Origin of the sequence: Nocardia sp. NPDC058518 (assembly GCF_042719655.1) — a bacterium.
GTDB lineage: Bacteria > Actinomycetota > Actinomycetes > Mycobacteriales > Mycobacteriaceae > Nocardia.
In genome coordinates this window covers 227,934-244,747 of record NZ_JBHXNJ010000005.1, presented here as the reverse complement: position 1 = coordinate 244,747, position 16,814 = coordinate 227,934, and the positions used below count along the sequence as shown (strand labels likewise).

Genomic DNA, 16,814 nt, shown 5'->3' with positions numbered 1-16,814 from the left:
TTCGTAGTCCCGACACGGCGTACTCGGTATCGATAGATCGACTGTAATCCGTCGCCGCGGCGTAATATCGCATTGATGATGGGCGGTTCGAACACAATGTTCCGGCTCGCGTCAGCGACAGCACTGGCGGCCGCACTCACGGCCTGTGCTGCCGTGGACAAAGAAGCGGCTTCGGCGCACACGGCAGCGCCGGTGACAACAGCGAAACCGGCACCACCGAATCCGGCCGAGATCGCCGCCAACGAACTGGGATTGGTCCCGGTCCTGATGTATCACCAGGTCGCACCGAACCCGGCGGGCGAATACGACCAGACCCCGGCGGAGTTCCGGGACGAACTGGAACGGCTCTACCGCGAGGGCTACCGCCCGGTGACCGCCGCGCAATACATCTCCGGCGACCTCGACCTGCCTGCCGGTACCCACCCGGTGGTGCTCACCTTCGACGATTCCACCGGCAGCCAACTCAGCTTCACCGACTCCGGCGCGGTGGCCCCCGACAGCGCCGCGGGCATCCTCGCCGAGTTCGGCGCGCGCTACCCGGATTTCCGGCCGGTGGCCACCTTCTACGTGAACAACGAGCCCTTCGGCGGCGACCCGCGCGCGCTCCCATGGCTGGTCTCCCAGGGCCACGAAATAGGAGCGCACACGGCCGATCACGCGAACCTCGCGAGCCTGGACGCCGACAACGTGCAACGCGAACTGGTGCAGAACGTGCGCGCGGTGACCACGGCGGCGCCCGGAGTCACCGTGCGCACCATGGCGCTACCGCTCGGCATCTTTCCCCGCGACCACGCGCTGGCCACGGCGGGCAGCTGGGACGGCACCCCCTACCGCTTCGACGCCGTGATGCTGGTGGGCTCCAACCCCGCCCCCGCCCCCTACGGCGCGGTCGACCCGGGCGGGGTGCCGCGCATCCGATCGGGCCGGGGTGCGGTCCCGTTCGATTCGGCCTATTGGCTCGACTGGCTCGCCGCGAACCCGGACCAGCGCTACACCGCCGACGGCGACCCGGCGCGCATCTCCTTCACCCAGCAGCGCGCGACGGAACTCGACGTGCGCTGGCAGGACCGAGCCAACCCGTACTGACCTACGCCGCGGCGAACCCGATCAGGCGTCCGGCGTGAAGGCGAAGATCTCGCCGAGGCGGGTGGCCACGACGACTTCACCTTCCGGACCGATGGAGGTGCCCGTGGTGGTGCCGGTAGCGGCCGGAAGTGGGTCGGAATCGATGGTGTTGCCGGTGGTGGTGTCGAAGGTGATGAGGTTCAGACCCGCGCCGATGGCGGCGACGGTGTAGCCGATGTCGCCCGCGGTTTGGGCGGGGGTGCCACGGAGGGTGAGGTCCTTGCGCTCCCAGACGATTTCGGCTTTGTCATCGCTGTCGTGCAGTGCTGTCAGGTAGCCGTCGTCGCCCGCCGGGATGATCAGATCGCCCGCCACGGAGATGCCGCCGCGGGGCGCCCACGCCAGGGGCTGGGTCCAGCGGGTGGCGCCGTCGGCGGTGTTCAGGGCGATCAGGCGATTGCTGTTGTCGCCGACGTAGACGGTGGCGCCGTCGGCGGAGAGGGCGGGGCTGGTCGCGCTGCCGCCGGTGAGGACCTCGGCGCTCCACTCCTGGGTCACGGCGCCGTCGGCGTAGCGCATCGCGCGCAGCGCGGCAGCCTGCTTGCCCGGCTCCCAGACGGTGACGAAGAAGCGGCCGGTCGACGGGTCGACGGCGGTCGTGTTGGCGACGGCGCAGCGTGGGCCGCCGCTCTGGCAGTCGTCGAGGCCGTCGCCGGAGGCGGGCCGGGTGAGACCGGGGTACTTCAGGAAGTCGGGTTCGCCGAGCAACTGCACCGTCGGCACCTCACGACCGCCGGTCTGACGGCTGAGCACGTCGACCTGGCCGGACTGGGTCACCGTGAGCACATTGCCGTCACCGGTGAACTGGATCGCCACCGGCACGCCCGCCACGGGGGTGCGCCACCGCGGCTGACCGAGGTAGTTGAACGAATTCACCGCACCGTCGTCACCGACGTAGACATTGCTGACCCCATCGAGCACGGTCGGCGCCGCGATCGTCGACGGTCCCAGCGGGTTGCAGAAGCGTTTGCGGCCGGTGAGCATCTGGAAGGAGAAGATCGCGCAGTTGCCGGTGTTCGTGGTGACGAACATCTGACCTTCGGCGCCGATCGTCAACGGCTGGGCGATCGGGCCACCCACCGGACGTGACCAGCTCAGCGATACCGAGTCCGCACCCGACACCGGGCTGCTGCTCGCATTGCTGCCGTCGTGATGCGTTGCGGGCCAACCTTTTCCGGCACCGACCTTGATGTCGTCCACATCCGTGCCGCACCCGGCCAGCGCCACCACACCGGCGGCAGCGAGCGAGGCGACGACGCGAGTCCGAGTTCGCACCTGCAGATCTCCCTGTGTTATCGGGGTATGGCACGGTAAGTGTGCCCTGCGAAAGTACTCTGTGTAGCCGACGACCGAATCCCCGGGGCAGGCCCGGCGGATCATTGTCCTCGGTCAATGAGGGAGAGTAGTTCGTGACGAGCATGTGGGGCGCGCCACTGAGCGCGCGCTGGCGTGGATCACGCCGCCGCGATCCGCAGCAGGCCCGATTTCTGACCAGGGATTCGCTGCGCTGGGTGCTCGCCAACCGGGCCTACACCCCCTGGTACCTGGTGCGTTACTACCGCCTGGCCAAGTTCCGCCTGGCCAACCCGCATATCGTGCTGCGCGGAATGGTCTTCCTCGGCCGCAATGTGGAGATCCACGCGACCCCGGAACTCGCGCGCATGGAGATCGGCCGCTGGGTGCACATCGGCGACGGCAACGCCCTGCGTTGCCACGAGGGCTCGCTGCGCATCGGCGACAAGGTGGTGTTCGGCAAGGACAACGTCGTCAACACCTACCTCGACATCGAGATCGGTGAGTCGACCCTGGTCGCCGACTGGTGCTACATCTGCGACTTCGACCATCGCATGGACGACATCAACATGCCCATCAAGGATCAGGGCATCGTGAAGAGCCCCGTGCGCATCGGCCCCGACACCTGGATCGCGGCCAAGGTGACCGTCCTGCGCGATACCAGGGTGGGGCGCGGGTGTGTGCTCGGCGCGCACGCGGTGGTGCGTGGGGATGTCCCCGACTACAGCATCGCCGTCGGCGCGCCCGCCAAGGTCGTGAAGAACCGCAAGGTCGCGTGGGATGCGAGCGCCGAGGAGCGCGAGGCCTACATGGCGGCGCTGGCCGATATCGAGCGCAAGAAGAACGCCGCCGCTCAGGCCTAGCAATTCGCGGACACGGGCACCGGAAGCGATGGTGGGTGTCGGTGGGGGTCGGTACGGTCAGCAGCGTGGAGAGTTATGCGGCGCTGCTGCGGGGGATCATGCCGACCAACCCGAACATGCGCAACGAGAAATTGCGCGGGGTGTTCGAGGGGCTCGGCTTCGAGAAGGTCGCCTCGGTGCTGACGAGTGGCAATGTCGTGTTCGGCACCGCTGACGACCCCGCCGACCTGGAAGACCGCATTCAGCAGGCCCTCAACGCCGAGCTCGGCATCCCCGGCGGCACCATCGTCCGCAGCCACCCCGAACTCCAAGCACTCCTCGACCGCGACCCGTTCGAAGGCCTCCCCCACGAACGCGGCTCCTACCTCACCGTCACCTTCTTCAAAACGACAATGCGCGAAGCCGACACCACGGCCTTCGACGACGACCCCCTCACCCGGGTCATCGGCTACGACCGCAAGGCCCGTGCGTTCCTCACCGTCATCGACAACAGCACCGGCAAGACGCCCGACTTCATGGCCCGCCTGGAGAAGACCTACGGCAAGGACATCACCACCCGCACCTGGCTCACGGTGCAGCGCGTGGTGAAGAAAATGGAAGCCTGAGTGACCTCGGTCGGCGGGCGCAGGTCTCACGCGAAGATCGCGTGTACTCCGTCCACCGCCTCGGCACCGTAGGACACCGCGCCGACCGGCACCGCACCGTCGATGGCTTCGATCACCCGGGCGGTCCACACCGGTCCGAATCCCCCACACAGCTCGATGAGCTGCACGCCTTGTCCCACCAGCCGCACCGCCACCTCGGCGGCGTCCTCCTTGCGCTCGACACCGACGAACACCGACCGGCAGGCCGGGGTTTCGACGACGGTTTCGCGGTCCGGATCACTACCTGTGGCTGTATAGATGAATCCCCATGCGGTCAATGCCATGGCAGTCGCCTCCTGATCTCGTTCGGTTGCCGGCTGGGCACCGCAGCGGTCTGTGCGGTTGTGCCCGGCCGCTCATCCAGGACAGCGCATCGGGGTTGTGCTGTCCACGAGGTCATTCCGGATGCTTGTGCGGTACCGCCACACACGCCAGGTCAGCGGCCATCGTGGCGTACTTCGCGGCATGCGGATTCACCACACTCCATGCCAGCGCGTGACAGATCCGCGGCGCGTCGGACGCGAACGGAATCCAGACCAGGCCGTCACCGTCTCGGACATCCCACGCCGGGCGCAATGCGACCACGTCGTCGCCACCCGAGAGTTCGGCGACGAACAGGGCCCGCCGTGGGGAACCGTTGCGCATGCTGCTCGGGCGCCAACCTGCGCGCAGCCAATGCTGCTGTATCGCTTGGTGATACCCCGGCGCGCAGGGTTGTGAGAACCACAGCACCGAACTCGGGTGCAGATCGGCCCACCGCACCGCGGTGCGACCAGCGAGGCGATGGCCGACCGCGACCACGACACCGAGTTCGGCCTCCGCGATCGTGATGTGGTCGAGGCCGGTCAGGTCTTCCGGCACCAGCAGTATGCCCAGATCCAGCGCACCGTTCCGCAGCCGCACCAGCTGTTCGCCGGTCTGCGTGTCGGTGAACTCGGGCGCGAAATCAGCGGTGGCCCGCCATAACTCAGCGACGACCCACGGCGGCGCGCCGGGCGTCACCGCGACGTGCAGCGGTGGTCGTGTCCGTACCGATTCCGCGGCACGCCGAGCGGCCGCCACCGCTGCCAGCGCATGCGGCACGAGCCGATCGGCGGCCGCTGTCGGCACCATGCCACTGGCCGTGCGGACGAACAGTGACGTATCGAGATCGCGCTCGAGGCCGATGATCTGCTGGCTCAGCGACGTCGGTCTGATGCCGAGCGCCTCAGCGGCCCTGGTCAGGTGGCGTTCCTCGACGACAGCGAGAAAGTACCGCAGCGAACGCAACTCCATCCCACGACGCTATCGCGGCACCGGCAAGTGGGTCTGTCAGTGGGTGGGTGCGACGGCTCGGCAGAGGAAGACGACGCCGGCTCGGCCGATCCGGGTGATCACCAGGGTGTACGGGGTCGAGCCGCGCTGCTTGAGTTTCTTGCGGAGGGCGTCGGGGTCGATGTCGACGCCGCGGATGAGGATTTCCAGGGAGCCGCAGTCGCGCCGGGCGAGTTCCTGGCGGAGGGTTTTCTCGCGGAGTTCGAAGCGGTCTTCGATGCGGAAGCCGCGCAAACCCGGCGGGACCGTGTCGCCGGTGAGGTAGGCGATGTGGGGGTCCAGTTGCCAGAGGCCGTGTTTCGCGGCGTAGTGGCGGACCAAGCCCGCGCGGACGACGGCCCCGTCAGGGTCGATGATCCAGTCGCCGGGGGCGCGGTCGGGGATGTCGTCGGGGGCGGCGTCGGTGAGGGTCGTCGTGTCGCCACGGGAGTCGAGGACGGTGGCGCGGCGGGTGATGCCGGATTCGGTGAGGCCGGGAGACCACAGGCAAGCTTCGCGGACGGCGCCGTCGAGGGAGACGATCTCGACTTCGCCGTCCCAGCCGAGTCGGTCGAAATCGAGGCCGGGCGCGGACTTCACGGCGATATCGCGACCTGCGTAGGCGGCGAGCAAGTCGGGAAGCGGCGGCTGCAGTTTCGCGGGATCGTAGGTACGGCGGCCGTCGGCTCGACGGGCCGGATCGGCGACGATCACCGTGTCGCGCGTGGTCGGGGTGAGGGCGTCGGCCTTGGCCAAGACGATGTTTCGCGAGCGGATCACGTGGTCCTCGGCCGCCGAGCCGAGATCTGCGCCGCTGGACCGCTCGGTGCTCGCGGCTGAGGCGAGCGCGGAATCTGTCGCCGACAGCGGCGCGACACCGAGGTTGTGGGCGGCCATCGCCAGCCGGACGTCATCGAGATCGCTACCGATCACCGCGGCGCAGACGGCGGACAACTCGGCCAGTTCCGCCCCGATCGAACAGGTGACGTCGTGCACGGCGCGACCGGCCAACCGGGCGGCCCGGTGCCGAGCGACCAGGGCCGGTGTCGCCTGCTGCAACGCGTCGTCGGTGAACAACCACTCGGCGGCACCGGGCAGCTTCGCCAAAGCCTTGCGACGCAAGCGCACGGTCTCGATCAGCGCGGACGCCGATTCAACGTGCGAACGACGCACCTGCTCGATATCGCGCAGGTGCGTCGCGGGGGTCAGCTCCAGCCGGTCGACCTCGGCGAGCGCGGCACGGCCTGCCGCGCTGCCGAGATAGGCGACGTCGTCGCGGCCGAAGCGGTAGCCCACCTACTTCTTCGCCGCGCCCGGCTTCACGCCGGTGATCATCGCGTTGTAGAAGAACTCGCGCGGCACGACCTTGCGCAGCACGTTCTCGTCCAGCCAGCTCAGACCCAGCCACGCGCGGTACTGCGCCAGGCGGTACGGCATGGTCAGCTTCTCGTCGGGGACGGCGGCCTCGAAGGTACGCACCGGCCAGCCCCACAGGGCGGCGGCGAGTTCCTCGGTGGTGGCCTTCACATCGACGGCACCCGCGGACTTCGCCTTCTTCTCGAGATCGCTCGGGTCGAAGGTGTGCAGGTCGACGACGGCCTCGAGCGCGGCCGCGCGGGAGGACTCGTCCAGTTCGGTCTGCGGACGACGCCAGCCGGACAGGAACGGCAGCTTGGTGATCTCGGTGGTCACCTTCCAGGTGGCCTGGCCGAGGCGGCGAGCGTAGATGTTGCCGATGGTGGTCGGCTCGCCGGCGAACACGAAGCGTCCGCCCGGCTTGAGCACGCGCAGGCACTCCTTGAGCGCCAGCTCCACGTCGGGGATGTGGTGCAGCACGGCGTGGCCGCAGACCAGATCGAAGGTGTCGTCGTCGTACGGGATGGTCTCGGCGTCGGCGACGCGACCGTCGACGTCGAGGCCGAGGTGCTCGGCGTTGCGCAGCGCGACCTTCACCATGCCGGGCGAGAGGTCGGTGACCGAACCGGTCTTCGCGACACCGCCCTGCATCAGGTTGAGCAGGAAGAATCCCGTGCCACAGCCGAGCTCGAGCGCACGCTCGTAGGGCAGTGGGGCGGGACCGACTGCCAGGTCGAACCGGCCTCGGGCATACGCGATACAGCGTTCGTCATAGGAGATCGACCACTTGTCGTCGTAGGTCTCCGCCTCCCAGTCGTGGTAGAGGACCTGGGCGAGCTTGGTGTCCTTGAGCGCTGCTTCGACCTGTGCCTGCGTGGCGTGCGGGTTCGGCGCCGGATCGTCGGGATGAACCGTCATACAGGTCAGCCTAATATGTGCGCCCGGGCACGCCTCCCCTGGGACGAGGGTCGGCGGCTTCGGCCACGCGGGACCGCCCCTGGCGGATGCGCGCGGAACGGGCATTAACTTCGCTCCCGCTGTTCCGTCCGGGCATCGGTAACTCCCCAGCTACCTCACACCGGGCGGCTCGAACTGCGTGCCGGGCCGCCACCGAGAACCCGGCGGGGCGATCAGCTAGCGCCCGGTGAAGGTGGCGGCGTTCGGGCCCTCCGCGGCGAAGGTGCGGGTGCCGGTGCGGGCGTCGTCGGTGTCGAACAGGGCCGACCATTCGGTGACCGCGGTGGAGTGGCCGTGCGGACCGGACTCGAAGACCGCCTTGGCGGCGGCGAGAGCGCGTGGTGCGGCGGTGACGAATTGGGCGGCCCAGGCACGGGCCGCGCTGAGCACGTCGTCGGGGGCGACGACCTCGTCGACCAGGCCGAGCTTCGCGGCTTCCTCGGCATCGACGAAACGGCCGGTGTAGACGAGGTCCTTGGCGCGGCTCGCGCCGATGAGCAGCGAGAGCCGACGGATGCCGGAGAGCGGGATCAGGCCCGCTTTGATCTGCGGCAGACCGAGTTTCACATTGTCGCCGACGATCCGGTGATCGGCGCCGAGCGCGAGTTCGAGTCCGGCGCCGAGGCAGTAGCCGGTGATCGCGGCGACCGTCGGCTGCGGAACCCGCGTGAGGCAGCCGAGCGCGGCCTGTAGATCGGCGGCCATGGCGGCGGCCTGTCCGGCGTCGAGTTCGGCCAGCTCCGACATCTCGTCGCCCGCGCTGAACACCCGCTCGTCGCCGTAGACGATCAGGGCGGAGACCCCGGGATGCTCGGCCACCGTGGCCGCCGCGGCCGCCACCTCACGGGCCAGCTGGGCGTCGACGAGATTCAGCGGCGGACGATCGATGCGCAGCAGCGCGACGCCACGGGTGGTCGGCTCGGCGGGCAGCTCGAGGGTCACGAATTCGGCCATGCGCCACAACCTACCGGCCGCCGAGAGCACCCAACTGCGGCAGCTCGTCGAAATACCGTTCGTTGTCGGGGAAGTTCGACAGTGGACGGCCACCGGCTCCCGGGGTGTACTTCGGCATGATCGGCTCGACGATCCGTTCGGCGGCCAGCACGGCCGCGGTGTCGGCGAACCCGCACAGCGCGTCTAGCTGCGACCACGTCGGTGGCAGCAGCACGTGTTCGCCTGCCCGCCAGCTCACCAGGGCGTCCTGCGGTGTCCGCCAGGTCACCTGGGCGGCCTCGGAGGTGGCACCGTCGGCGATCTGGCCCTGTGGCAGCACCGCGACGAAGAAGCGGGTGTCGTAACGGCGGGGCTCGGCCTCGGGCGTGATCCAGTTCGACCACGGGCGCAGTAGATCGGCGCGCAACACCAAGCCCTCGGCCGCGAGGAAATCGGCGAGCGAGAGTTCGCGGCGCTCGAGCTTGCCCCGCGCCTCGCGATAGCGCGCCGAGTCGTCGACGACAGAATCGGCGGTCGGTCCGGCGAGCAGCACTCCGCATTCCTCGAAGGTTTCCCGCACGGCAGCGGCGACGAGCGCCTGCGCGGTCTGTTCGTCGGTGGCGAAACGTTCTGCCCACCAGGCAGGTTCGGGGCCCGTCCAGGCGATATCGGCCGTCCCGTCGGCAGCGTCGACGCCGCCGCCGGGGAACACTGTCATCCCCGCCGCGAACGCCATCTCGCTGACCCGGCGCTGCAGGAACACCTCGATACCCGCCGCGCCGTCACGCACCAGCATCACGGTCGACGCATCCCGCGCGGGGACCCCGGACTCACTCATACCGTTCCTCTCCACCACCGAACCGACCGCCCGGCGACCAACACCGCACCGGCCTGCCGACCGGACCGGGCTGCCTACTTCGAGCGCAGCCACCTTCCAGCACCCTAACGCCCGCTTGGTCGGCGGTGCGTCGAGATCCCCAACCCGGTCGCCGCCTGCCAGGTCAGGCAGGCGGAATCAGCGAGCCACGGTCAGTTCCGGCGCCGATGCCCGCCTGAACGACGAGCCCGCCGCGCGAACCAGCGCCCGTCGACCCGGTCGAGGGCGATCGACTGACTGAAGGCGTTGCTCAGATTCTCGGCGGTGAGCACGTCACCCAAGAGCCCTTGGCCGACCACCTCGCCCTCCTTGAGCAGCAGCGCGTGGGTGAAGCCGGGCGGGATCTCCTCGACGTGATGGGTCACCAGCACCATCGCGGGCGCGTCGGGGTCGGCGGCGAGATCGCCGAGACGCTCGACGAGTTCCTCACGCCCACCCAGGTCGAGGCCCGCGGCCGGTTCGTCGAGCAGCAGCAGTTCCGGATCGGTCATCAGGGCGCGCGCGATCAGCACCCGCTTGCGTTCGCCTTCGGACAGGGTGCCGTAGGTGCGGTCGGAAAGGTGTTCGGCGCCGAGGGTTTCCAGCATGTCGACAGCGCGTTCGGTGTCGATGTCCTCGTAGCGTTCGCGCCAGCGGCCGAGCACCGCGTAGCCGGCCGAGACCACCAGGTCGCTGACCTTCTCGTCCACCGGGATCCGGCTGGCCACCGCCGCCGAGGACAACCCGATGCGTGGCCGCAATTCGCTGACGTCGACGCGACCGAGCGTCTCCCCCAGCAGATTCGCGTCACCGGAGGTCGGATGCAGTTCGGCGGCGGCCATTCTCAGCAGCGAGGTCTTGCCCGCGCCGTTCGGGCCGAGCACCACCCAGCGTTCGTCGAGCTCTACTTGCCAAGAGACAGGGCCGACCAGGGTTCGGCCCGAGCGACGGATGGTCACATCGGAGAAGTCGATGAGCAGATCGGGATCGGGTTGCGACACGCGCTCCATCTTGGCCCACGCGGGCTCTCAGCGCAGCGACCGCCCCGTGCGAGATTCGTCGGTCCTGGTCGTCGACGGGTCGCGCGCGCCGCGAACCTCACTGCGCAACATCCGTGCGGCGACAAAGGAGACAGGCACCGACAGCACGATCCAGACGAGCAGGATCACCACAATCGTCGTCATCATCGCGGAACCTCCCTGAGCCTCGATGTGCCTGGCTGTCGGTTACGTATACCCGCGCGGCACCTACGCCACACCGCGTTGTCGCGGCGAGTCGCGAAAACCGCGACCCGACCGCCGAATTCCGCTCGCCCGTGTCGAGCCGTTCAGTCCCGTGGCGGCACCGCGATCACCGTCATCGAGCCGGGCGCCACCTCGGTGAAACCGGCGTCGCGCACAGCCACCGCACGACCCGCGGCCACCTCGGCCACCAAGCTCGCCCACCGCGCTTCGTCGGCGTCGCGCACAGCGCACCGGAACCCGCGGGCCGCCCACGCGGCCGCCGCGTCCACGGGCAGCGCACCCGCCAGCAACATACTCGCGTGCCCGACCTGTGCGGCCGCCTTACCCACCGACATCGCCAATGCCGCGTTCACCCACAGCACCGGCAACGCCGGATCCGCCGGGCCCGGCTCGTCGTGCTCGAGATCGGTACCGCCGATCTGGAGTTTGCGGATGCGCTGATCGATCTCGCCCACCGGGCCGGGGACGAACGCACGAGCCTGCGCGCCGTCGACATCGACAGTCACCCCGTCGACGTCACCCGCGGCCACCCACTGCGCACCACGCGCCCGCCGGGCCACCTTCCTGATCCGCGACCGCTTCCACGCGAGATACCGCGGCTCCCACTCCCCGCCCGGCCCCGAACGCGGGTCGAGGCACACCGCCACCGCCGCGGCGGCCGCGGCTTCCAGCAGGGCGCTGCGGGCAGGCGGATCGGCCTTGGGAATGTGCAACACCATCTGCATCGCCTGCACCATCGCCGGGTCGTCGGGGTCACCGGTGCCGCCGTAACCCCGCGCCAATTCCGCGTGCCGAGCGGCGAATTCGGCCGCCTCGTCGCGAACCGTCGCCTCTGCCTGCTCCTCGGTTTCCAGCCCACTGCCCATGCCACAACACCCATCGATCGACACCAGTCCGCCCGCCAGCCTAATAGCGCGGTCGCGGACCGTTCCCCGGTCTTCGCGCGGCCGCCGCAGGGCTCAGTTCACCCGGACATTCACCAGGAAGGTCGGCTCGGGGCCCACCGCCGGTTCGCTGGACGGCCCGTACACGAACTCGAGCGAGGTGGTGCCGCGTTCGGTCGCACGGAAAGGCCACACGGTGGCGTTGCCCTCGCTGGTCGGGCCGCCGTCGGCGATCAGGATGCCCTCGTCGTCGTTGACCATCGCCCACTGGTCGGTCGACGCGGGGTCCTGCGACAGCCGTACCAGCACGCGCTGACCCACCGTCGCCTCGACCGTGCTGCCCGCGGCGGACTGCTCGATCGTCAACGGAGCGACCGCGGACGCGGGCACGGAGGTGGGTTGCAGGGTGACGTCGTAGGTTTCGGTCTTGTCGTCACCACATCCGGCGGTCAATCCGCCGAGACCAGCCAGGGCGACCAGGACGAGAAATGACCTGCGCACAACAACCTCCCGGTGACGAGCGGTGACGACGTGCCTGTGCCGTCACTCTACGTCGTGGAGGTCGCGATGGGCGCGTAGGCGCCCTCGCCCGCTACCGGCCGAGCAGCGGAACCCGTCGCACGCCACCGTCGCGCGCGTCTGCCGCTTCCACCTCGTCGCGGGTGACGCCGAGGATGAACAGCACCGCGTCCAGGTAGGGATGCGACAGCGCCGTGTCGGCCACCTCGCGCAGTGCGGGCTTGGCATTGAACGCCACGCCGAGCCCGGCCGCGTTGAGCATGTCGATGTCGTTGGCGCCGTCACCGACCGCGACGGTCTGCTCCATCGGCACCCCCGCCTCGGCCGCGAACTTGCGCAGCGCGGTCGCCTTGAACGCCCGGTCGACGATCTCGCCGACAACCCGCCCGGTGAGCTTGCCGTCGACGATCTCCAGGGTGTTGGCCTGCACGAAATCGAGTTCCAGCTCGTGTGCGAGCGGCTCGATCACCTGCCGGAACCCGCCCGAGACCACACCGCAGCGGAAGCCGAGCCTGCGCAGGGTGCGAATCGTGGTGCGCGCGCCCGGAGTGAGCTCGATCCGCTCGGCGACCTCCTCGATCACCGACTCGTCGAGACCTTCGAGGGTGGCCACTCGCTGACGCAGCGATTCGGCGAAGTCGAGCTCGCCGCGCATCGCCGCCTCGGTGACCTCGCGGACCTGGTCCTCGACGCCCGCGTGCGCCGCCAGCATCTCGATCACCTCGCCGGTGATCAGTGTGGAGTCCACGTCGAACACGATGAGGCGCTTGGCACGGCGTGCCAGCCCGGCCCGTTCCACCGCGATGTCGACCTGTTCGGCGACGGCCACCTCGGCCAGTGCGGTGCGCAGCCGCGCGTCGCCTTCGTCGCTGGTGTCGGTCGCGGTGACCAACAGTTCCATGCCGGTCACCGGGTAGTCGGCGATGCCACGGATGGAGTCGATATTGGCGCCACCGGTGGCGAGTTCACGCGAGATCGCGCTGAATGCCCGCGCGGTGACCGGGGCGCCGAGCACCACGACGGCGTGCGTGGACATCGGCGGCTTGCCGATCTGCGCGTCGACCGACACGTCGACCTGCATGCCGACGGTGTTCATCGCCTCTTCGAGGTCGTCCTGCAACGCCTCCGCGTCGTTGGGGCACGACACCAGCACACCCAGGGTGAGCCTGCCCCTGATGACGACCTGTTCCACGTCGAGGAGGCTCACCTGGTGCCGCGACAGCGCCGCCAGCAGCACCGAGGTGACGCCCGGTCGGTCGGGGCCGGTGACGGTCACGAGAACTGTGGTGTCGGCCAAGTCGATCTGCTCCGTTCGATTACCCACAAAAAGAGTGTGCACCTGCTGGTCACCCAGCAGGTGCACACCCTGGTCTTCCGGTGTTTCTTACTTCTTGGCGAGCGCGCCTTCGCTGACGTGCGTCGCGTGCTTACCCGAGCCCCAGCCGACGTGCGCTTCGGCCTTCATACGCTCGACCATGTGCGGGTAGTGCAGCTCGAACGCCGGACGCTCCGAGCGGATGCGCGGCAGCTCGTAGAAGTTGTGCCGCGGCGGCGGGCAGGTGGTGGCCCACTCGAGGGAGTTGCCGTAGCCCCACGGGTCGTCGACCGTGACGACCTCGCCGTAGCGGTAGCTCTTGAAGACGTTCCAGATGAACGGCAGCATCGACGAGCCGAGGATGAACGCACCGATCGTGGAGATCGTGTTCAGCGTGGTGAAGCCGTCGCTGGGCAGGTAGTCGGCGTAGCGACGCGGCATGCCCTCGGCACCCAGCCAGTGCTGGACCAGGAAGGTGGTGTGGAAGCCGACGAAGGTGGTCCAGAAGTGCCACTTGCCCAGACGCTCGTCCATCATGCGGCCGGTGATCTTCGGGAACCAGAAGTAGATACCGGCGAAGGTCGCGAACACGATGGTGCCGAAGAGCACGTAGTGGAAGTGCGCGACGACGAAGTACGAGTCGGTGACGTGGAAGTCCAGCGGCGGCGAGGCCAGGATGACGCCCGACAGACCACCGAAGAGGAAGGTCACCAGGAAGCCGATCGACCACAGCATCGGTGTCTCGAACGTCAGCTGACCGCGCCACATGGTGCCGATCCAGTTGAAGAACTTCACACCGGTCGGAACCGCGATGAGGAAGGTCATGAAGGAGAAGTACGGCAGCAGCACCGCGCCGGTGGCGTACATGTGGTGCGCCCACACCGCGATCGACAGCGCCGCGATACCCAGCGTCGCGTAGACCAGCGTGGTGTAACCGAAGATCGGCTTACGGCTGAACACCGGGAAGATCTCCGACACGATGCCGAAGAACGGCAGCGCGATGATGTAGACCTCGGGGTGGCCGAAGAACCAGAACAGGTGCTGGTAGAGCAGGATGCCGCCGGTGGCCGGGTCGTAGATGTGGCCGCCCAGGTGGCGGTCGTAGGCCAGACCGAACAGCGCCGCGGTGAGCAGCGGGAAGGCCAGCAGCACCAGGACCGAGGTCACCGCGATGTTCCAGGTGAAGATCGGCATGCGGAACATGGTCATACCGGGTGCGCGCAGGCAGACCACGGTGGTGAGCATGTTGACGCCACCGAGGATGGTGCCGAGACCGGAAACGGCCAGGCCCAGAATCCACAGGTCGGTGCCGACACCGGGCGAGTGCAGGATGTCGGTGAGCGGCACGTACGCCGTCCAGCCGAAGTCCGCGGCGCCACCGGGGGTCACGAAGCCCGCGGTCGCCATGGAGCCACCGAACAGGTACAGCCAGTAGCTGAACGCGTTCAGTCGCGGGAAGGCGACGTCGGGGGCGCCGATCTGCAGCGGCAGGATGATGTTGGCGAAGCCGAACACGATCGCCGTCGCGTAGAACAGCAACATGATCGTGCCGTGCATGGTGAACAGCTGGTTGAACTGTTCCGGCGAGAGGAACTGCAGACCCGGGCGGGCCAGCTCGGCGCGCATGAGCAGCGCCATGAGTCCACCGACCAGGAAGAAGCTGATCGCCGTCACCAAGTACATGGTGCCGAGCACCTTGGGATCGGTGGTGGTGACCGCCTTGTAGAGGAACGAGCCCTTCGGACCGGTCCGGGCCGGATACGGTCGAGTCGCTTCCAACTGAGGGACTGGCCTGGGCTCTACCGCAGTCACTGATCCTCCTGAAGATGCCTGTACGTCACTCGCAGGCCCAGCCGCGTCTCGGGAACGAACAGCAGCAGACATGCGTTGGAGTGAATCGTAAACCGTGCTGCCGCAGCATTCCGCGCGGGTCCTACTCTGTGTCGTATTCGGCGCGCCGTAGTTCGCGATCCCGATCTTCCTCCGCAGGTCGCGTGGGTGCAACGGTTGTCGGCGATGACTTTTCGGCGGTCGGCGCGTCATGATCGATGCCGACACACGAACGTGTCAGCGTCTCTGTCGCGCTACCCCTTCAGCCGAGGAGAAGTCATGTCGTTGCACCCGAAGCCCGGCGATCCCACCTGGGTAGATCTCTACACCACCGATCTCGACCGCGCGATCGCCTTCTACAGCGAGCTGTTCGGCTGGACCGCCGAACGCGGCGGCGAGGAATTCGGCGGCTACACCACCTTGCGCAAGGACGGTCGGGCGGTGGCGGGCGCGATGGGCCGTCACGACGATCCCGGCGACCCGTATCCCGACCGCTGGACCGTGTACCTGAACTCCCCCGATGCCCTCGCGACGACGGCCGAGGCGAGCCGGGCGGGCGGCAATGTGATCGTCGAGCCGATGGCGGTCGGCGATCTCGGCGCGATGGCGGTGCTCGCCGATGTGGGCGGAATCGGGGTCGGTGTCTGGCAGGCCGACACCTTCGCCGGCTTCGAGGCGGTCGGCATCGTCGCCGACGGCACCTGGAGCGACCACGTCGGCGTCCCGTCCTGGTTCGAGCTGATGACCCGCGCCTACGACGAGTCCCTGGTCTTCTACCGCGAGGTCTTCGGCTGGCGCGACACCCTGACGATCGCCGACACCGAGGATTTCCGCTACACCACCATCCACGCCGTACCACCCATGGGCGGTGGCATCATGGACGCGGCGGGCCATCTCGCCGAGGGCGTCCCCGGCTCGTGGACGGTCTATTTCGGCGCCGACGATGTCGACAAGTCCGCCGAACAAGCGGTTGCCCTCGGCGGCACCATCGCCTTCGAACCCATGGACACCCCCTACGGCCGCCTCGCCGGGCTGATCGACCCGACCGGCGCGCATTTCAGCATCGGCGGAAACGCCCGCTGATCGAGGTTCTCCCACCTAGGGGTGGTATTCGATCCCCCTTGGAGTCGGCGCATCAACGCTGGGGTTGCTGTCGGATTCCCCTCCTGACGGCGAGATTGGAGGTGTAGCAAAAACACCCGCCGACAAGCCTTCGAGGGGAACCCGATGAGCACCGTGGTCACCGCACCCGCCGACAACGTCATCCAGCTGCGCCGCCCGTCCGGCGCGCCGATCGCCGCCGGTCAGCTCGCCGACGCCGACCTGGACCGTTGGGCGAACCGCCTGGCCCGGCTGCTGCTCGCCCGTGGCGCCGAGGCGGGCGAGCGGATCGCTCTCGCCGTGGATCCCCGGATCGAGGCGGTCGTCGCCGAGGCGGCGGTGCGCAAGATCGGTGCGATCCCGGTGTCGCTGACCGATGGCGCGTCCACCGCCCCCGGCGCCGGATTCGGGATCACCACGAAGGCGCGCAGGGCGCAGCTCACCGACGGCGCCGACTGGCTGGTGCTCGACGACCGGTCGACCCTGCAGCGCTATCTGGTCAGTTCCGACGCGCCGCTGGTGGCCGCCGAACTGCGGGCAGTCTCCTGAACCCTTTCCGATGCGGTCCGCGCTGGTCCAGAATGAACAGAGAGCGCAGTAC

Annotated in this window: 18 protein-coding genes; 5 read left to right on the top strand and 13 right to left on the bottom strand. The window is 68.6% G+C overall.

Annotated features, from left to right (window positions below):
* The first annotated feature begins 75 nt into the window (after nucleotides 1-75).
* Nucleotides 76-1,086 (top strand): polysaccharide deacetylase family protein, encoded by a 1,011-nt coding sequence (locus ACFWPX_RS11980; protein ID WP_378927438.1) that lies wholly within the window; start codon nucleotides 76-78, stop codon nucleotides 1,084-1,086.
* 21 nt (nucleotides 1,087-1,107) lie between these two features.
* On the opposite strand, the gene ACFWPX_RS11975 is transcribed toward ACFWPX_RS11980, so the two are convergent.
* Complete coding sequence (locus ACFWPX_RS11975) at nucleotides 1,108-2,400, bottom strand: PQQ-binding-like beta-propeller repeat protein (protein WP_378927437.1); 1,293 nt, start codon at nucleotides 2,398-2,400, stop codon at nucleotides 1,108-1,110.
* Between the two features lie 134 nt (nucleotides 2,401-2,534).
* Here ACFWPX_RS11975 and ACFWPX_RS11970 point away from each other — a divergent pair, with 134 nt between their 5' ends.
* A complete protein-coding gene (locus tag ACFWPX_RS11970; RefSeq protein ID WP_101466276.1) occupies nucleotides 2,535-3,281 on the top strand; it encodes an acyltransferase in 747 nt (248 codons plus the stop codon).
* Nucleotides 3,282-3,346: 65 nt separating this feature from the next.
* Nucleotides 3,347-3,886 carry a DUF1697 domain-containing protein gene (locus tag ACFWPX_RS11965; RefSeq protein ID WP_378927436.1) on the top strand — a complete coding sequence of 180 codons (540 nt, stop codon included), beginning with the start codon at nucleotides 3,347-3,349 and terminating at the stop codon, nucleotides 3,884-3,886.
* A gap of 26 nt (nucleotides 3,887-3,912) precedes the next feature.
* On the opposite strand, the gene ACFWPX_RS11960 is transcribed toward ACFWPX_RS11965, so the two are convergent.
* The 12 genes from ACFWPX_RS11960 to ctaD form a co-directional block, all read right to left on the bottom strand.
* Complete coding sequence (locus ACFWPX_RS11960) at nucleotides 3,913-4,209, bottom strand: DUF6506 family protein (RefSeq protein ID WP_378912604.1); 297 nt, start codon at nucleotides 4,207-4,209, stop codon at nucleotides 3,913-3,915.
* 112 nt (nucleotides 4,210-4,321) lie between these two features.
* The gene (locus tag ACFWPX_RS11955; RefSeq protein ID WP_378927435.1) at nucleotides 4,322-5,200 is read right to left on the bottom strand and encodes a LysR family transcriptional regulator; all 879 of its coding nucleotides are present in this window, start codon (nucleotides 5,198-5,200) and stop codon (nucleotides 4,322-4,324) included.
* A 36-nt stretch (nucleotides 5,201-5,236) separates the two neighbouring features.
* Nucleotides 5,237-6,514 carry a class I SAM-dependent methyltransferase gene (locus tag ACFWPX_RS11950; protein WP_378927434.1) on the bottom strand — a complete coding sequence of 426 codons (1,278 nt, stop codon included), beginning with the start codon at nucleotides 6,512-6,514 and terminating at the stop codon, nucleotides 5,237-5,239.
* Nucleotides 6,515-7,492, bottom strand: coding sequence for a class I SAM-dependent methyltransferase (locus ACFWPX_RS11945; protein ID WP_378912607.1), 978 nt, complete (start codon nucleotides 7,490-7,492; stop codon nucleotides 6,515-6,517). It abuts the gene before it with no gap.
* 216 nt (nucleotides 7,493-7,708) lie between these two features.
* Nucleotides 7,709-8,485, bottom strand: a complete 777-nt coding sequence (locus tag ACFWPX_RS11940; protein WP_378912608.1) for an enoyl-CoA hydratase-related protein — start codon at nucleotides 8,483-8,485, stop codon at nucleotides 7,709-7,711.
* Between the two features lie 10 nt (nucleotides 8,486-8,495).
* Complete coding sequence (locus tag ACFWPX_RS11935) at nucleotides 8,496-9,302, bottom strand: NUDIX hydrolase (protein ID WP_378927433.1); 807 nt, start codon at nucleotides 9,300-9,302, stop codon at nucleotides 8,496-8,498.
* A 191-nt stretch (nucleotides 9,303-9,493) separates the two neighbouring features.
* Complete coding sequence (locus ACFWPX_RS11930) at nucleotides 9,494-10,330, bottom strand: ABC transporter ATP-binding protein (protein ID WP_378912610.1); 837 nt, start codon at nucleotides 10,328-10,330, stop codon at nucleotides 9,494-9,496.
* A gap of 18 nt (nucleotides 10,331-10,348) precedes the next feature.
* Nucleotides 10,349-10,507, bottom strand: coding sequence for a hypothetical protein (locus tag ACFWPX_RS11925; protein WP_378912611.1), 159 nt, complete (start codon nucleotides 10,505-10,507; stop codon nucleotides 10,349-10,351).
* Nucleotides 10,508-10,647: 140 nt separating this feature from the next.
* Complete coding sequence (locus ACFWPX_RS11920) at nucleotides 10,648-11,430, bottom strand: peptidyl-tRNA hydrolase (RefSeq protein WP_378927432.1); 783 nt, start codon at nucleotides 11,428-11,430, stop codon at nucleotides 10,648-10,650.
* A gap of 93 nt (nucleotides 11,431-11,523) precedes the next feature.
* Nucleotides 11,524-11,949: a protease inhibitor I42 family protein gene (locus ACFWPX_RS11915; protein WP_378927431.1), complete on the bottom strand. Its 426-nt coding sequence runs from the start codon at nucleotides 11,947-11,949 to the stop codon at nucleotides 11,524-11,526.
* Nucleotides 11,950-12,040: 91 nt separating this feature from the next.
* The gene (gene serB / locus ACFWPX_RS11910; RefSeq protein WP_378927553.1) at nucleotides 12,041-13,270 is read right to left on the bottom strand and encodes a phosphoserine phosphatase SerB; all 1,230 of its coding nucleotides are present in this window, start codon (nucleotides 13,268-13,270) and stop codon (nucleotides 12,041-12,043) included.
* Nucleotides 13,271-13,351: 81 nt separating this feature from the next.
* Nucleotides 13,352-15,094, bottom strand: a complete 1,743-nt coding sequence (gene ctaD, locus ACFWPX_RS11905) for a cytochrome c oxidase subunit I (protein WP_378912614.1) — start codon at nucleotides 15,092-15,094, stop codon at nucleotides 13,352-13,354.
* Between the two features lie 297 nt (nucleotides 15,095-15,391).
* Here ctaD and ACFWPX_RS11900 point away from each other — a divergent pair, with 297 nt between their 5' ends.
* Complete coding sequence (locus ACFWPX_RS11900) at nucleotides 15,392-16,195, top strand: VOC family protein (protein ID WP_378927430.1); 804 nt, start codon at nucleotides 15,392-15,394, stop codon at nucleotides 16,193-16,195.
* Between the two features lie 144 nt (nucleotides 16,196-16,339).
* Entirely contained in the window at nucleotides 16,340-16,762 is a 423-nt protein-coding gene (locus ACFWPX_RS11895) for an AMP-binding protein (protein ID WP_378927429.1), read from the top strand.
* Nucleotides 16,763-16,814 lie beyond the last annotated feature (52 nt).